At 65.3% G+C, this 15,693-nt stretch carries 12 protein-coding genes and 2 tRNA genes; 2 read left to right on the top strand and 12 right to left on the bottom strand.

What is annotated here, in order from left to right:
- Positions 1-15: 15 nt before the first annotated feature.
- The 12 genes from rpoC to rlmB form a co-directional block, all read right to left on the bottom strand.
- The gene (gene rpoC / locus QAR72_RS10255) at positions 16-4,224 is read right to left on the bottom strand and encodes a DNA-directed RNA polymerase subunit beta' (RefSeq protein WP_304617281.1); all 4,209 of its coding nucleotides are present in this window, start codon (positions 4,222-4,224) and stop codon (positions 16-18) included.
- A gap of 49 nt (positions 4,225-4,273) precedes the next feature.
- Positions 4,274-8,419, bottom strand: coding sequence for a DNA-directed RNA polymerase subunit beta (gene rpoB, locus QAR72_RS10260; RefSeq protein WP_304617282.1), 4,146 nt, complete (start codon positions 8,417-8,419; stop codon positions 4,274-4,276).
- Between the two features lie 239 nt (positions 8,420-8,658).
- Entirely contained in the window at positions 8,659-9,030 is a 372-nt protein-coding gene (gene rplL / locus QAR72_RS10265; protein WP_304617283.1) for a 50S ribosomal protein L7/L12, read from the bottom strand.
- A gap of 65 nt (positions 9,031-9,095) precedes the next feature.
- Positions 9,096-9,611 (bottom strand): 50S ribosomal protein L10, encoded by a 516-nt coding sequence (gene rplJ / locus QAR72_RS10270; RefSeq protein ID WP_304617284.1) that lies wholly within the window; start codon positions 9,609-9,611, stop codon positions 9,096-9,098.
- A gap of 244 nt (positions 9,612-9,855) precedes the next feature.
- Positions 9,856-10,554: a 50S ribosomal protein L1 gene (gene rplA / locus QAR72_RS10275; protein ID WP_304617285.1), complete on the bottom strand. Its 699-nt coding sequence runs from the start codon at positions 10,552-10,554 to the stop codon at positions 9,856-9,858.
- A 3-nt stretch (positions 10,555-10,557) separates the two neighbouring features.
- A complete protein-coding gene (gene rplK / locus QAR72_RS10280; RefSeq protein WP_304617286.1) occupies positions 10,558-11,010 on the bottom strand; it encodes a 50S ribosomal protein L11 in 453 nt (150 codons plus the stop codon).
- Between the two features lie 87 nt (positions 11,011-11,097).
- Positions 11,098-11,634: a transcription termination/antitermination protein NusG gene (gene nusG, locus QAR72_RS10285; RefSeq protein WP_304617287.1), complete on the bottom strand. Its 537-nt coding sequence runs from the start codon at positions 11,632-11,634 to the stop codon at positions 11,098-11,100.
- Between the two features lie 175 nt (positions 11,635-11,809).
- Positions 11,810-12,004 (bottom strand): preprotein translocase subunit SecE, encoded by a 195-nt coding sequence (secE, locus tag QAR72_RS10290; RefSeq protein WP_304617288.1) that lies wholly within the window; start codon positions 12,002-12,004, stop codon positions 11,810-11,812.
- A gap of 140 nt (positions 12,005-12,144) precedes the next feature.
- Positions 12,145-12,220 (bottom strand) — tRNA-Trp (locus QAR72_RS10295).
- Positions 12,221-12,317: 97 nt separating this feature from the next.
- The gene (locus tag QAR72_RS10300; protein WP_304617289.1) at positions 12,318-12,749 is read right to left on the bottom strand and encodes a CoA-binding protein; all 432 of its coding nucleotides are present in this window, start codon (positions 12,747-12,749) and stop codon (positions 12,318-12,320) included.
- A gap of 220 nt (positions 12,750-12,969) precedes the next feature.
- The gene (locus QAR72_RS10305) at positions 12,970-13,377 is read right to left on the bottom strand and encodes a YHS domain-containing (seleno)protein (protein ID WP_304617290.1); all 408 of its coding nucleotides are present in this window, start codon (positions 13,375-13,377) and stop codon (positions 12,970-12,972) included.
- Positions 13,378-13,488: 111 nt separating this feature from the next.
- The gene (gene rlmB / locus QAR72_RS10310) at positions 13,489-14,289 is read right to left on the bottom strand and encodes a 23S rRNA (guanosine(2251)-2'-O)-methyltransferase RlmB (protein WP_304617291.1); all 801 of its coding nucleotides are present in this window, start codon (positions 14,287-14,289) and stop codon (positions 13,489-13,491) included.
- A 134-nt stretch (positions 14,290-14,423) separates the two neighbouring features.
- Between rlmB and QAR72_RS10315 the strand changes: the two genes are divergently transcribed.
- Both QAR72_RS10315 and QAR72_RS10320 read left to right on the top strand, forming a co-directional pair.
- A tRNA-Tyr gene (locus QAR72_RS10315) sits at positions 14,424-14,507 on the top strand.
- A gap of 142 nt (positions 14,508-14,649) precedes the next feature.
- A complete protein-coding gene (locus QAR72_RS10320; RefSeq protein ID WP_304617292.1) occupies positions 14,650-15,645 on the top strand; it encodes a hypothetical protein in 996 nt (331 codons plus the stop codon).
- The last annotated feature ends 48 nt before the right edge of the window (positions 15,646-15,693 follow it).

A 15,693-nucleotide genomic window follows, 5' to 3' on the forward strand; every position in this document is an offset into this window, starting at 1 on the left:
CATGTCTTGACGCGATCAGGCTTCGCTGTCGCCGCCGAAGCCGGTCTCGACCGGAGCGGCCAGAGCGGCGGCAGCCTCGGCTTCGGCGCGGCGCGCCTCGATCACCTTGGCATCGCGTTCCGAGGCGATCCGGCGCACGCGGCTGGTCGCGCCACCGGTGCCCGCCGGGATCAGGCGGCCCACGATGACGTTCTCCTTCAGCCCGACCAGCTTGTCGCGCTTGCCCTGGACGGCAGCCTCGGTCAGCACCCGCGTCGTTTCCTGGAAGGACGCGGCCGAGATGAAGCTGCGGGTCTGCAGCGACGCCTTGGTGATCCCCAGCAGGACCGGCTCGCCCTGGGCGGGACGCCCACCGCGCGCCTCGACCTTGGCGTTCTCCTCGGCGAACTCGTCACGCTCGACATGCTCGCCCTTCAGCAGCGTGGTGTCGCCGCTGTCGAGGATCTCGATCTTCTGAAGCATCTGGCGAACGATCACCTCGATATGCTTGTCGTTGATCTTCACGCCCTGCAGTCGATAGACGTCCTGCACCTCGTCGATGAGGTAGTCGGCCAGAGCCTCGATCCCCATGATGCGCAGGATGTCATGCGGCGCCGGGTTGCCGTCCATGATGTAGTCGCCACGCTGCACGAAGTCGCCTTCCTGCACCGGGATGTGCTTGCCCTTCGGCACCATGTATTCGACGGGGGCGACGCCCTCTTCGGACGGCTCGATGGTGATGCGGCGCTTGTTCTTGTAGTCCTTGCCAAAGCGCACATAGCCATCGACCTCGGCGATGATGGCGTGGTCCTTGGGACGGCGGGCCTCGAACAATTCGGCCACGCGGGGCAGACCCCCGGTGATGTCCTTGGTCCGTGCGCCCTCGCGCGGGATACGCGCGACCACGTCACCGGCCTTGATCTCCTGCCCGTCCTCGACCGAGAGGATCGCGTCGACCGACATCGGATAGCTGACCGGGTTGCCCTGGTCGTTGCGGACCGGCTCGCCGTTCTCATCCATGATGATGATCTCGGGCTTCAGGTCGCTGCCGCGCGGCGCGGAACGCCAGTCGGTCACGATCTTCTGGGTCATGCCCGTCGCCTCGTCGGTCTCGTCGCGGACCGACAGGCCCGACAGCAGGTCGACGAAGCGCGCGATACCGGCCTTCTCGGCGATGATCGGCAGGGTATAGGGGTCCCATTCGAACAGCTTGAGGCCGCGGGTGACCTTGTCGCCTTCCTTCACGAACAGCTTCGAGCCGTAGAACAGCTTGTGGCTGGCGCGTTCCTGCCCCTGATCATCCAAGATGAGCAGCTGCATGTTCCGCGACATCACGATCTGCTCGCCCGAGGCGTTGGTCAGGACGTTCTCGTTGCGGAACTGGACGGTGCCCTCGTGCGAGGCGCCCTGGAACGATTGCTGGCCGCCCTGCGCGATGCCGCCGATGTGGAAGGTCCGCATCGTCAGCTGGGTGCCCGGCTCGCCGATGGACTGGGCGGCGATGATGCCGACCGCCTCGCCGATGTTGACCAGCGTGCCGCGGGCCAGGTCGCGGCCATAGCAGAGCGCGCAGATCCCGTCCTCGGATTCGCAGGTCAGGGCCGAGCGGATGCGCACGGTCTGCACGCCCGCCGCCTCGATGGCGTCGGCCTTGCGTTCGTCGATCACCTCGTTGGCGCGGATGATGATCTCGTCCGTGCCGGGAACCAAAACGTCCTCGGCCGCGGTCCGGCCCAACACGCGCTCGGAGAGCGGGCTGATCACCTCGCCGTCATTGACCGCCGCCGAAGCGGTGATCGCTCGGTCGGTGCCGCAATCATGCTCGCGGATGATGCAGTCCTGCGCCACGTCCACCAGACGGCGGGTCAGGTAGCCCGAGTTCGCCGTCTTCAGCGCCGTGTCCGACAGACCCTTCCGGGCGCCGTGGGTCGAGTTGAAGTATTCAAGAACGGTCAGGCCTTCCTTGAAGTTCGAGATGATCGGCGTCTCGATGATCTCGCCCGAGGGCTTGGCCATCAGGCCGCGCATGCCGCCCAGCTGCTTCATCTGGTTGACCGAGCCCCGGGCGCCCGAATGGGCCATCATGTAGACCGAGTTCGGCTCCATCTCGGCGCCGGCCTCGTCCTTCTTGGTGGCCGAGATCGTGGACATCATGGCCTCGGTCACGCGGTCGTTGCACTTCGACCAGGCGTCCACGACCTTGTTGTACTTCTCGCCCTGGGTGATCAGGCCGTCGAGATACTGCTGCTCGAACTCCTTCACCTGCTCCTGGACTTCCTCGACGATCGACCACTTGTTGTCGGGCACGACCATGTCGTCCTTGCCGAAGCTGATGCCGGCGCGGAACGCCTCGCGGAAGCCCAGACCCATGATCTGGTCGCAGAAGATGACCGATTCCTTCTGGCCGCAGTAGCGGTAGACGGTGTCGATGACGTTCTGGATGTCCTTCTTGCGCAGCAGGCGGTTGACCAGCTCGAAGGGCGCCTTGGCGTTCATCGGCAGCAGCGCCCCCAGGCGGATGCGGCCCGGCGTCGTCTCGAAGCGCTTGAGCACCTCGTTGCCGTTCTCGTCGATCTGCTTGATCCGCGCGGTGATCTTGGCGTGCAGATGCACCTCGCCGGCGGCGAGGGCGTGCTCGACCTCGTCGACATTGGCGAAGGCCATGCCCTCGCCCTTCATGCCGTCGCGGCTCATCGAGGTATAGTAGAGGCCGAGGACCATGTCCTGCGACGGCACGATGATCGGCGCGCCGTTGGCGGGCGACAGCACGTTGTTCGTCGACATCATCAGCACGCGCGCTTCCAGCTGCGCCTCAAGCGACAGCGGGACGTGCACGGCCATCTGGTCGCCGTCGAAGTCGGCGTTGAAGGCCGAGCAGACCAGCGGGTGCAGCTGGATCGCCTTGCCCTCGATCAGGATCGGCTCGAAGGCCTGGATGCCCAGACGGTGCAGCGTGGGCGCGCGGTTCAGCAGGACCGGATGCTCGCGGATGACCTCGTCCAGGATGTCCCAGACCTCGGGACGCTCTTTCTCGACCAGCTTCTTGGCCTGCTTGACCGTGGAGGACAGCCCCTTCGCCTCGAGCCGCGAATAGATGAACGGCTTGAACAGCTCGAGCGCCATCTTCTTCGGCAGACCGCACTGGTGCAGCTTCAGCTCGGGGCCGGTCACGATGACCGAGCGGCCCGAGAAGTCGACGCGCTTGCCCAGAAGGTTCTGGCGGAAGCGGCCCTGCTTACCCTTCAGCATGTCCGACAGCGACTTCAGCGGGCGACGGTTGTTGCCCGTGATGACGCGGCCGCGACGGCCGTTGTCGAAGAGGGCGTCGACCGATTCCTGCAGCATCCGCTTCTCGTTACGGACGATGATGTCGGGCGCGCGCAGCTCGATCAGCCGCTTGAGGCGGTTGTTCCGGTTGATGACCCGGCGATAGAGGTCGTTCAGGTCCGAGGTCGCGAAGCGGCCGCCATCCAGCGGAACCAGCGGGCGCAGTTCCGGCGGGATGACCGGGATCACGGTCAGCACCATCCATTCGGGCCGGTTGCCCGACTCGAGGAACGACTCGACGATCTTCAGGCGCTTGATGATCTTCTTCGGCTTCAGCTCGCCCGTGGCCTCCTTGAGGTCCTCGCGCAGCTGCTCGGCCGTCGCCGCCAAGTCGATGTTCGCCAGCATGGCGCGGATCGCCTCAGCCCCGATATCCGCCTGGAAGGCGTCGGCGCCGTAATTGTCCTGCGCGTCGAGGAACTCCTCCTCGGTCAGCAGCTGGCCATAGGTCAGGTCGGTCAGACCCGGCTCGATGACGACGTAGTTCTCGAAGTAGAGGATCCGCTCCAGATCGCGCAGCGTCATGTCCAGCATCAGGCCGATGCGCGAGGGCAGCGACTTGAGGAACCAGATGTGGGCGACGGGGGCGGCCAGCTCGATATGGCCCATGCGCTCGCGGCGGACCTTCTGCAGCGTGACTTCCACGCCGCATTTCTCGCAGACGAGGCCGCGATACTTCATGCGCTTGTACTTGCCGCACAGGCACTCGTAGTCCTTGATCGGCCCGAAGATGCGCGCGCAGAAGAGGCCGTCACGTTCCGGCTTGAACGTGCGGTAGTTGATCGTCTCGGGCTTCTTCACCTCGCCGAAGGACCAGGCGAGGATTTCCTCGGGCGAGGCCAGCGAGATCTTGATTTCGTCGAACTGCCGCGGCGGGGCCAGCGGGTTCAGCGGGTTGGTGGCGAGTTCCTGGTTCATTTTTCAATCCTTGAAAGGGCGCGTGGGGGGTGGGTGAGGGCTTTCGCCCTCACTCCTCTTCCTCCGCATCCAGGAGTTCCATGTTGAGGCCCAGACCCCGGACCTCCTTGACCAGCACGTTGAAGCTTTCCGGGACGCCGGCCTCGAAGTTGTCCTCGCCCTTGACGATGGACTCGTAGACCTTGGTCCGGCCGGCGACGTCGTCCGACTTGACCGTCAGCATCTCCTGCAGCGTGTAGGCGGCGCCATAGGCTTCCAGCGCCCAGACCTCCATCTCGCCGAGACGCTGACCGCCGAACTGCGCCTTGCCGCCGAGCGGCTGCTGCGTGACGAGGCTGTACGGCCCGGTCGAGCGGGCGTGCATCTTGTCGTCGACAAGGTGGTGCAGCTTGAGGACGTATTTCATCCCCACGGTGACCTTGCGCGCGAACTGCTCACCGGTGCGGCCGTCGAACACCACGGACTGTCCCGAAGTGTCGAAGCCCGCCCGCGTCAGCGCGTCGTTCACGTCCGCCTCCTTGGCGCCGTCGAAGACCGGCGTGGCGATGGGAACGCCCGTCCGCACCGTTCCGGCATGCTCGCGCAGCGTCTCGTCGTCCATGTCCGCGAAGGTCTCGGCATACATCTCGTCGCCATAGCCGATCCGCATCGCCTCGCGCACCGGGGTCATGTCGCCGTTGCGCCGGTATTCCTCCAGCGCCTCGTCGATCTTGATCCCGAGGCCGCGCGACGCCCAGCCCATATGCGTCTCGAGGATCTGGCCCACGTTCATCCGCGACGGCACGCCGAGCGGGTTCAGCACCAGGTCGACGGGCGTGCCGTCGGCCAGGAAGGGCATGTCCTCGATCGGCACGACCTTGGACACGACGCCCTTGTTGCCGTGACGACCGGCCATCTTGTCCCCGGCCTGAAGCTTGCGCTTCACGGCGACGAAGACCTTGACCATCTTCATAACGCCCGGCGGCAGGTCGTCGCCCTGGCGGACCTTCTCGACCTTGTCCTCGAAGCGGGCCTCGAGCAGCTTCTTCTGAGTGTCGTATTGCTGGTTCAGCGCCTCGACCTCCTTGGCCACGTCCTCTTCGGACACGGCCAGCTGCCACCACTGGCCGCGCGACAGCGTGCCCAGCAGCTCCTCGGTGATCTCGCTGTTCGCCCTGATGCCCTTCGGCCCCTTCAGCGCGGTCTTGCCCAGGATCAGCGTCTTGAGGCGCGCATAGATGTTGCGGTCCAGGATCGCCTGCTCGTCGTCCCGGTCGCGGGCAAGACGCTCGACTTCCTCGCGCTCGATCTGCAGCGCACGCTCGTCCTTGTCGACGCCGTGGCGGTTGAAGACCCGCACCTCGACGATCGTGCCATAGGCCCCCGGCGGCAGACGCAGCGAGGTGTCGCGCACGTCGGACGCCTTCTCGCCGAAGATCGCGCGCAGCAGCTTCTCTTCCGGCGTCATCGGGCTTTCGCCCTTGGGGGTGATCTTGCCCACCAGGATGTCGCCCGGCCCGACCTCGGCGCCGATATAGACGATGCCGGCCTCGTCGAGGTTGCGCAGGGCCTCCTCGCCGACGTTCGGGATGTCGCGGGTGATCTCCTCCGGCCCCAGCTTGGTGTCGCGGGCAGCCACCTCGTATTCGTCGATATGGATCGAGGTGAACACGTCGTCGCGGTGGATCCGCTCGGAGATCAGGATCGAGTCCTCGTAGTTGTAGCCGTTCCACGGCATGAAGGCGACGACCACGTTCCGGCCGATGGCCAGCTCGCCCTGGTCGGTCGAGGGACCGTCCGCGATGACCTGGTTCTTCACGACCTTCTCGCCGACCTTCACCAGCGGGCGCTGGTTGATGGTCGAGGACTGGTTCGAGCGCTTGAACTTGCGCAGACGATAGATGTCCACGCCCGCGTCACCGGCGCCCAGATCCTCGGTCGCGCGAACGACGATACGCTGCGCGTCCACCTGGTCGATGATCCCGCTGCGGCGCGCCATGATCGCGGCGCCCGAATCGCGGGCCACGGTCGCTTCCATGCCGGTGCCGACGAAGGGCGCCTCGGCCCGCAGAAGCGGAACCGCCTGACGCTGCATGTTCGAGCCCATCAGCGCGCGGTTGGCGTCGTCGTTTTCCAGGAACGGGATCAGCGCCGCGGCGACCGAGACCAACTGCTTGGGCGAGACGTCGATCAGATCGACGGCATCGACCGGGTTCAGCATGAAGTCGCCCGCCTGACGGGTCGAGATCAGCTCGTCCACGAACCGGCCTTCGGCGTCCAGCGTGGCGTTGGCCTGCGCCACGGTGTGGCGCATTTCCTCGGTCGCGGACATGTAGACGACCTCGTCGGTGACCTTGCCCTCGATCACCTTGCGGTAGGGAGTCTCGATGAAGCCATACTTGTTCACGCGGGCAAAGGTCGCCAGCGAGTTGATCAGGCCGATGTTCTGGCCCTCCGGCGTCTCGATCGGGCACATCCGGCCATAATGGGTCGGGTGAACGTCGCGGACCTCAAAGCCCGCGCGCTCGCGCGTCAGACCGCCCGGCCCGAGGGCCGAGAGGCGGCGCTTGTGCGTCACTTCGGACAGCGGGTTCGTCTGGTCCATGAACTGCGACAGCTGGCTGCTGCCGAAGAACTCGCGCACCGCGGCCGCGGCCGGCTTGGCGTTGATCAGGTCCTGCGGCATGACGGTGTCGATCTCGACGCCGGACATGCGCTCGCGGATGGCACGCTCCATGCGCAGCAGGCCGACGCGATACTGGTTCTCCATCAGCTCGCCGACCGAGCGCACCCGGCGGTTGCCGAGGTGGTCGATGTCGTCGATCTCGCCCTTGCCGTCGCGCAGCTCCACAAGGCCGCGAACGCAGGCCACGATATCCTCGTGGCGCAGCGTGCGCTGCGTGTCCGGCGCGTCCAGATCGAGGCGCATGTTCATCTTGACCCGGCCCACGGCGGACAGGTCGTAACGCTCGGCGTCGAAGAACAGGCTCTTGAACAGGGTCTGCGCGGCCTCGACGGTGGGCGGCTCGCCCGGGCGCATGACGCGGTAGATGTCCATCAGCGCGCCGTCGCGGCTCATGTTCTTGTCGGCGGCCATCGTGTTGCGGATGTAGGGGCCGACATTGACATGATCGATGTCCAGAACCGGAACCTCGGTGATGTCATTGTCCAGCAGCACCTTGAGCAGGCCGCCCGACAGATCGCCTTCCTTGTTGTAATCGGCGGTGATCTCGTCGCCGGCCTCGGCATAGATGAAGCCGGTCTGGTCGTTGACGATGTCCTTGGCGATGAAGCGGCCGACGATGCGTTCGAACGGCAGCAGCAGGTTCACCTGCTCGCCCGAGTCCAGCAGCTTCTTGACCAGACGCGGCGTCACCTTGTCGCCGGCCTTGGTGATGACCTCGCCGGTATCGGCGTTCACCAGATCAAAGGCCGGACGGGTGCCGCGCACGCGCTCGGGGAAGAACCGGGTGACCCAGCCCTGCTCGCGCCCCTCGCGGCGCAGGGAGTAGTTCACCGTCTGGTAGAAGGCGTCCATGATGCCTTCCTGGTCCATGCCAAGCGCATAGAGCAGGGTCGTCACCGGCAGCTTGCGGCGGCGGTCGATGCGCGCGAAGACCAGATCCTTGGCGTCGAATTCGAAATCCAGCCACGAGCCGCGATAGGGGATGATCCGGCAGGCGAACAGCAGCTTGCCCGAGCTGTGCGTCTTGCCGCGGTCATGGTCGAAGAACACGCCCGGCGAACGGTGCATCTGGCTGACGACGACCCGCTCGGTTCCGTTCACGATGAACGTGCCGTTCTGCGTCATCAGGGGCATGTCGCCCATGAACACGTCCTGTTCCTTGATGTCCTTGACCGACTTCGCGCCGGTGTTCTCGTCGACATCGAACACGATCAGGCGCAGCGTGACCTTCAGCGGCGCGGCATAGGTCATGTCGCGCTGCTGGCATTCGTCCACGTCGTATTTCGGCTTTTCCAGATCGTATTTCACGAATTCCAGAACAGCCGTCTCGTTGAAATCCTTGATCGGAAAGACCGACTGGAAGACGCCCTGGATGCCCTCTCCGTCGTGGTGGCCCGTGCCCTCGCCCGAGTTCAGGAACAGGTCATACGAGGATTTCTGAACCTCGATGAGGTTCGGCATCTCGAGAACTTCGCGGATATTGCCGTAATAGCGCCGGATGCGCTTCTGGCCGACATAGGACTGCGCCATGGGGTCTTGTCACCTTTCGTCTTCGCGCGCGGCCGGGTCGGGGCCCCCGGAACGCGCCTACGAATGCAGGGTTGAGGTTCCATTCGTGCCGCGCGTCCCACCGCGAAGCTCCCGAACCTCGAACATGCCCTGAAGGGAGGTCTGTGCGTCAGACCGACCTTCAAGACAGGTTCGGCAGGGACCGGGAAATCCCGGACCCTGCCCATTTCGTGCGATCTCAGCGACCGGCCAAGGGCCGATTACTTCAGTTCGACCTTGGCGCCGGCGTCTTCCAGCTTTTTCTTGAAGTCTTCGGCTTCGGCCTTCGACACGCCTTCTTTCACCTTGCCACCGGCTTCGACCAGGTCCTTGGCTTCTTTCAGGCCCAGACCGGTGATGCCACGCACTTCCTTGATCACGTTGATCTTGTTGGCGCCGGCGTCGACCAGGACGACGTCGAATTCGGTCTTCTCTTCGGCAGCTTCGGCAGCGGCGGCGGGGCCGGCAACCATCACGGCGCCGCCGGCGGCGGGCTCGATGCCATACTCATCCTTCAGGATGGTCTTCAGTTCCTGGGCTTGCAGCAGGGTCAGGCCCACGATTTCTTCGGCGAGTTTCTTCAGATCAGCCATTTTTCCGTTCTTTCCAGTTAGTGTTCCAACATCGGGTCATCGACCACATGAAGGAATGGGGTTGCTTACGCAGCCTCGCGCTCTTCCAGAGTCGTGAGGATGCTCGCGATGTTCGAGGCAGGCGCGCCAATGGCACCGGCGATGTTCGACGCGGGCGCACCGATGCAGGACACGATCTGAGCGATGAGCTCTTCACGCGACGGCATCGAGGCGACGGCTTTCACACCGGCCGGATCCAGAGCCTGATCACCCATTGCACCGCCCAGGATCACGAAACGATCGTTGTCCTTGGCGTATTTGTCGGCGATCCGGGCAGCAGCCACGGGATCTTCCGAATAGGTGAGCACGGTCATGCCCGTCAGGTAGTCGGCGATGCTGGCGCAAGGCTTACCTTCCAGGGCGATCTTGGCGAGCTTGTTCTTGGCAACGCGAACCGAACCACCCGCTTCGCGCATGCGCGCACGGAGGTCCTGCATATGTGCAACCGTCATCCCCTCGTAGTGGGCAACCACCACGACGCCAGAGCTTTCAAAGATCTGGCCGAGTTCTTCGACCACCTGTTCTTTTTGTGCTCTATCCACGGTTTCACTCCAAGTAGGGGGGTATCCCCCCGGCTCTCACTTTTCCCACGGCCGGGGCCGAGGGTCGGGTCCGCTAGGGCAAGATCACCCGAAGGGCCGCAGCGCGGTCTTCGGAAAAATGCTTCCCCATCTCGGGAAGGATATTAAGCGGGTTTCCCCGCACCCTCCGTCTCGGACAGGACGGGGCGATTGGCGCCCCGCCATCCCCGACCGCCCGCAAGGGAGGCCGGGAAATTCTTCAGGCTCAGGCGCCGGTCGCGGACAGGACGTCCACCGACACGCCCGGCCCCATGGTCGAGCTGATCGAGACCTTCTTCATGTAGGTCCCCTTCGCGCCCGTGGGCTTGGCTTTCTGCACGGCGTCGACAAAGGCGCGCAGGTTCTGCGCCAGCTTGTCCTCGTCGAACGAGACCTTGCCGATGCCGGCATGGACGACGCCCGCCTTCTCGGCCTTGAACTGGACTTCACCACCCTTGGCGGCTTCGACGGCGGCTTTCACGTCCATCGTCACCGTGCCGACCTTGGGGTTCGGCATCAGGTTGCGCGGGCCCAGGATCTTGCCCAGGCGGCCCACCAGCGGCATCATGTCCGGGGTCGCGATGCAGCGGTCGAACTCGATCTTGCCGGACTGGATGGTCTCCAGCAGGTCCTCGGCGCCGACGATCTCGGCACCGGCGGCCTTGGCTTCGTCAGCCTTGGGGCCACGGGCGAAGACGGCGACGCGGACATCCTTGCCGGTGCCGGCGGGCAGCGTGACGACGCCGCGGACCATCTGGTCGGCATGGCGCGGATCAACGCCCAGATTCAACGCGATCTCGACGGTTTCGTCGAACTTGGCCGAGGCGGCGGATTTCACCAGCTTGACGGCCTCTTCGACGGTCAGGTTGGTCTTGCCTTCGAACGCGGCGCGGGCGGCGGCTTTTTTCTTGGACAGCTTTGCCATGACTTAGCCTTTCACCTCGATGCCGATCGAACGGGCCGAGCCGACGATGATCTTCATTGCCGCTTCGACGTCGTTCGCGGACAGGTCCTTCATCTTCGCTTCGGCGATCTCGCGCACCTGCTTGACGGTGACGGTGCCCGCGACGGCACGGCCCGGCTTCTCCGAACCCTTGGCGCGGTTGCGCTTGCCCACGGGCTTCAGACCGGCCGCCTTCTTCAGCAGGAAGGACGCCGGGGGCGTCTTCGTCTCGAAGGTGAACGACTTGTCGGCGTAGTAGGTGATCACCACGGGAACGGGCGAGCCCTGCTCCATCTCCTGCGTCTTGGCGTTGAACGCCTTGCAGAATTCCATGATGTTGATGCCCCGCTGACCCAGGGCCGGGCCAACGGGGGGCGACGGGTTCGCCTGACCCGCCTTGATTTGCAGCTTGAGGCTGCCGACAACTTTCTTGGCCATCTGGCCTACTCCTTCATCATCAAGCCCGCTTGAGGGGCCGATTTAGCGGTCCGGCCTGCCCGTCCGGGCGCGGCCTCCCGCAGCCAATCACGAGGTCTTGCTGACCTGCGTGAATTCCAGTTCGACCGGCGTGGGGCGGCCGAAGATCGAGACCGTAACCTTGACGCGCGACGATATCTCGTCGACCTCCTCGACCATGCCCGAGAAGCCCTCGAACGGACCGTCGGTCACGTTCACCTTCTCGCCCACGTCGAAGCGGATCAGGTTGCGCGGCGCCGCGGGCTCGCCCGAGCCCGAGCGGTTCAGCATCGCGTTCACCTCGTCGTCGCGCATCGGCATCGGCTTGCCATGGGCGCCAAGGAAGCCCGTCACGCGGTTGATCGAATTGACCAGGTGATAGGTGCGGTCCGACATGTCCATGTGGACCAGCACGTAACCGGGCATGAAGCGACGCTCGGAAGTGACCTTCTTGCCGCGCCGGATCTCGATCACTTCCTCGGTCGGGACCAGGACCTCGTCGATCTGGTCCTCGAGACCCTTCTCGGCGACGGCCTGGCGAATCGCCTCTGCGACCTTCTTTTCGAAGTTCGACAGGACGCTGACCGAATACCAACGCTTTGCCATGTCTCGATCGACCCCTGCTCGTGTTCCGAGAATCGCGCCCGGACGGCGCCAACCCTCTGAATTCCAAATATGTCCGACAAAATCGAAATCGGCGCGCATGCGGATTCGATGCACGCCGGTCGCCGGACAGTCCGGGGCTATTAACGCCCTCGCCCGGCGATTGCAACCCCTGGCGTCAGCCGCTGATCAGGCGCAGCCCCTGCGTCAGGCCGGTTCGGATCGCCAGATCGACGAGGAAGAAGAACAGGCTGGTCAGCGAGGCGAAGATGAAGACCATGATCGTGGTCGTGATGACCTCGCGGCGCGTCGGCCAGGTGATCTTGGCCGCCTCGGCGCGGACCTGGTTGATGAACTGGACGGGATTGGCCACGGCTCAGGCTCCTCGATTGCTGGGCATCATCTAGCGGGGACCGGCGCAGTTTTCAAGGCAGCGCGGGCGTGGCCCCGCATGACGCTTCAGGACCGGATGCGGCACCCGGCCTGTCGATCATGCGTTTCGTCGGAAGGACCTGGCAGGGGCAGAGGGACTCGAACCCCCGACCCTCGGTTTTGGAGACCGATGCTCTACCAACTGAGCTATACCCCTGCGGTCGCGCCTGATTAGAAGCTGGCCGCAGCGGCGTCAAGCGGATAACCGTCGCCGCCCCCGGGATGACACCGGAGGCGGCATCGCGCCGAAAGGATCAGTCGTGGCGCGGAAACTCGATCTTGGGGCAGCGGTCCTGCACGACGGTGATCCCCGCGCGCCGGGCGCGGTCGGCCGCCGCGTCGTCGCGCACGCCAAGTTGGGTCCAGATCACCGACAGGTCGGGCAGATGCGCCAGCGCCTCGTCCACGATGGCCTCCACCGCTTCCGAACGACGGAAGATGTCCACCATCTGCACGCCCTCGTCATCGGGGATCGCGGCCAGCGACGGATAGACCCGCTCCCCCAGGATGACGCCCCCGGCATGGCCGGGATTGACCGGGATCACGCGATAGCCTTGCGCCTGAAGGAACCGGGCGACGCCCCAGCTGGGTCGGTCCTCGTTGGGCGATAGCCCCACCATGGCGATCACCCGCACGTCGCGGGCGATGCGGGCGATATCCTCATCCTCGGTCATCAACATGTCCATGAAGCTTCCTCCCTCACCTTACATCCGAAGGTTGTAGCCACGCTGCCACAGAAAAAGCGCCCGGTCCAGAATCTGGCCGGGCGCAAGTGCGGAACGAGGGACAGTGATCCGAACATGACCGTTCCGGGGTCATGTCCTGAGATGTAAATGTGCATCACCCCGCAAATGTTCCAGCGCACTCACGAAAAGGTTACGCGAATCGTGGCGGGCGGTCAGGGGATCAGTTTCGGCCAAGCGCAGCACGGGCGCGTGCGATGATATCGGCAGGCGCCTCGCGCAGCCGTCTCTCGGCCGAAGACGATGCCAGCAGGTAGAGATCGCCGCCGATCACCACGAAATGGCGCGGATCGCCGCGTTCCCGGCGCCCCTCGGACAGCGCGACGGGGCAGTAGCCGTCCAGCGCGGGGGCATAGGCGCGGGGATCGGCTTCGAACCGGGCGCGATTCTCCTCAGAGGCGAAATGCCACAGCTCGCCCTTCCACATGGTGGCGATGTCGCTGCGTCCCGGCACGGCCTGTCCCGCCTGCACGGTGCCGACCGGATCATGCCCGCCCAACGCCCAGTTCTGCGAGAGGGCCGGACCAGCCAGCATCATGCCGGTCAGGGCGAGGGGAATCAGCTTACGCATCGTGGCTCGGATCATGGTGGCTGAGCCTCATTTGGCAGCACGGCCCGCGAATCTCAACGCACCGGTTCGTCATGTCGCAGCGTTGTGATGCGTGCGCAACGCAGCCACGCCCTAGCGCCCCGCCGCGTAAAGCGCGACCGCCGCCGCATTGCTGACATTCAGCGACCCGAAATCGGCGGCAAAGGGGATGCGCGCGATGTGGTCGCAGGTCTTGGTGGTCAGCTCGCGCATGCCCGGGCCCTCGGCGCCCATGACCAGACACAGCGCCCGGCCCGGCAGCGTCTCCAGAAGGTCGGGCAACAGAACCTCGCCCGTGCCATCCAGCCCGATCAGGATGAAGCCCATGTTCTTCAGCTGCACCAGAGCCTCGGCCAGGTTCGGGACGCGCAGATAGGGCTGGCGTTCCAGCGCTCCCGAGGCGGTCTTGGCCAGCGCGCCGGTCTCGGGGGCGGAATGGCGGGCAGGCGCGATGACGGCGCGGGCGCCGAACACCTCGGCCGATCGCAGGATCGCGCCAATATTGTGCGGGTCGGTCACGCGGTCCAGCGCCACCAGCAGCGGGCGCGATTCGCCCGGCGCCTGCCGCAGCGCGACTTCGGACAGGCTGCCCCAATGCAGCGGCTTGACCTCCAGCGCGGCGCCCTGATGCACGCTTTCGGGCGCCAGCGGCACGGTCTTGTCGAAGACACGGGCATCGGTGATCTCGGGCGTCATGCCGTGCAGATCGCCCAGCCGCGCCAGCGCGTTGGCCGTCACCACCAGCCGCAGCTTCTTGCGTTCGGGATTGGCCAGCGCGTCGCGCACCGCATGCAGGCCGAACAGCCAGACCGTCTCGGCAGCGGCGGCGCGGCGGGCGCGTTCCTTGTCGATCACCCAAGAGGGTTTCTGGCTCTTGCGGGTCTTGTCGTTCATCGCGGGGCTCCTTTGTCCCTGCCTGAATGCGCCGCAGGCGGATTTCGCGCAACCCCCGCAGATCCGCGCCGGAAATGCGCTTGACGCCCCCTGACGGGGAGGCTAATCACCGCCCCACGCCGAAAGCGTTCGGCGGGCGACGAGCTGCAAGGTGCGGCAGCGGACTGTAACTCCGCCGGGGAGACCCATGCCTGGTTCGATTCCAGGGTCGCCCACCACTTCCCCTCCCTCTCTGAAATCACTCGGCTTTCCGGACCGGTTGCGCGCATTTTATGGGCATCACGCGTTCTGGGGCTTTCGCGGCGGGGGCACAGGCCCTATCCTGTGCGCTGGTGTTACCAGTCCTCGAGTTGCCGCATCATGAACCAGTCAGGTCACGCGAACATTCTGGCCATTGCCCAGTCCGGGCGGCTTGAATTCGAGGCGATCATCCTCATGGCCAGCCTGCGTCGCGCATCGCCCGAGTGGCGCGGGCGCGCGATTCTGGCCGAACCCCGTCCCGAGGGGGCCTGGGCTGGGCAAGAGACCACGCTGTCCGATGCCGGGCGCGCGATCCTGACCGATCTGGGCGCCGAGATCCTGCCCTTTACCGCGACGACCTTCGGCGCCGCCTATCCGCAGGGCAACAAGATCGAGGCGCTGCCGCTATTGCCCCCCGGCGAGCCGTTCCTGTTTCTGGACACCGACACGCTGATCACCGGACCGCTGGACGGGGTCGCGGCGGATTTCGCGCGCCCCTCGGCATCGATGCGGCGCGAGGGGACCTGGCCGCAACCCCCGCTTTACGGTCCGGGCTACGGCGCGATCTGGAAGTCGATCTATGACCGCTTCGGCCTGGATTTCGCCTCCAGCCTCGACCTGGACCAGCCGGACGAGCATTGGGAACGCTATCTCTATTTCAACGCGGGCTGGTTTCTGGGCAACGACCCGGTCGAGTTCGGACGCCGCTATCTGGAATGGGCGCGCACGCTGCGCGACGATCCCCATGACGAACTGGCCTGTCAGGTGATGGACCCCTGGCTGGATCAGGTCGTGCTGCCGATCGTGATCCACAGCTTCGGCGGCGGCAGGCCCGGCCCCGACCTGGCCGGGCTGGATGGCGATGTGACCTTCCATTACCGCAAGCTGCCGCTGCTCTACGCGCTTGGCAGCGACGCCCAGATCGCCCATCTCGAAGACGCGGTGGCCGACAAGTCGATCCGCCGCCACCTGCGCGAATGGGAACCGGCCCGCAAGCTGATCTATCAGCAGAAAGGCCGAGAGAAGGTACGCCCCCTCTTCGAGGGCAAGCCCCTGCCGCGGCAGGAACGCGCGATCCGCAACCAGATCCGCGCCAAGGGCTGGTGGCTGGTCTGACCCCTGCCCTTCATGCAGGTCTCGCGCCGCAGGCGCCCCGTCGGACGG

Source organism: Paracoccus sp. (in: a-proteobacteria) (genome assembly GCF_030604785.1).
Taxonomy (GTDB): domain Bacteria; phylum Pseudomonadota; class Alphaproteobacteria; order Rhodobacterales; family Rhodobacteraceae; genus Paracoccus.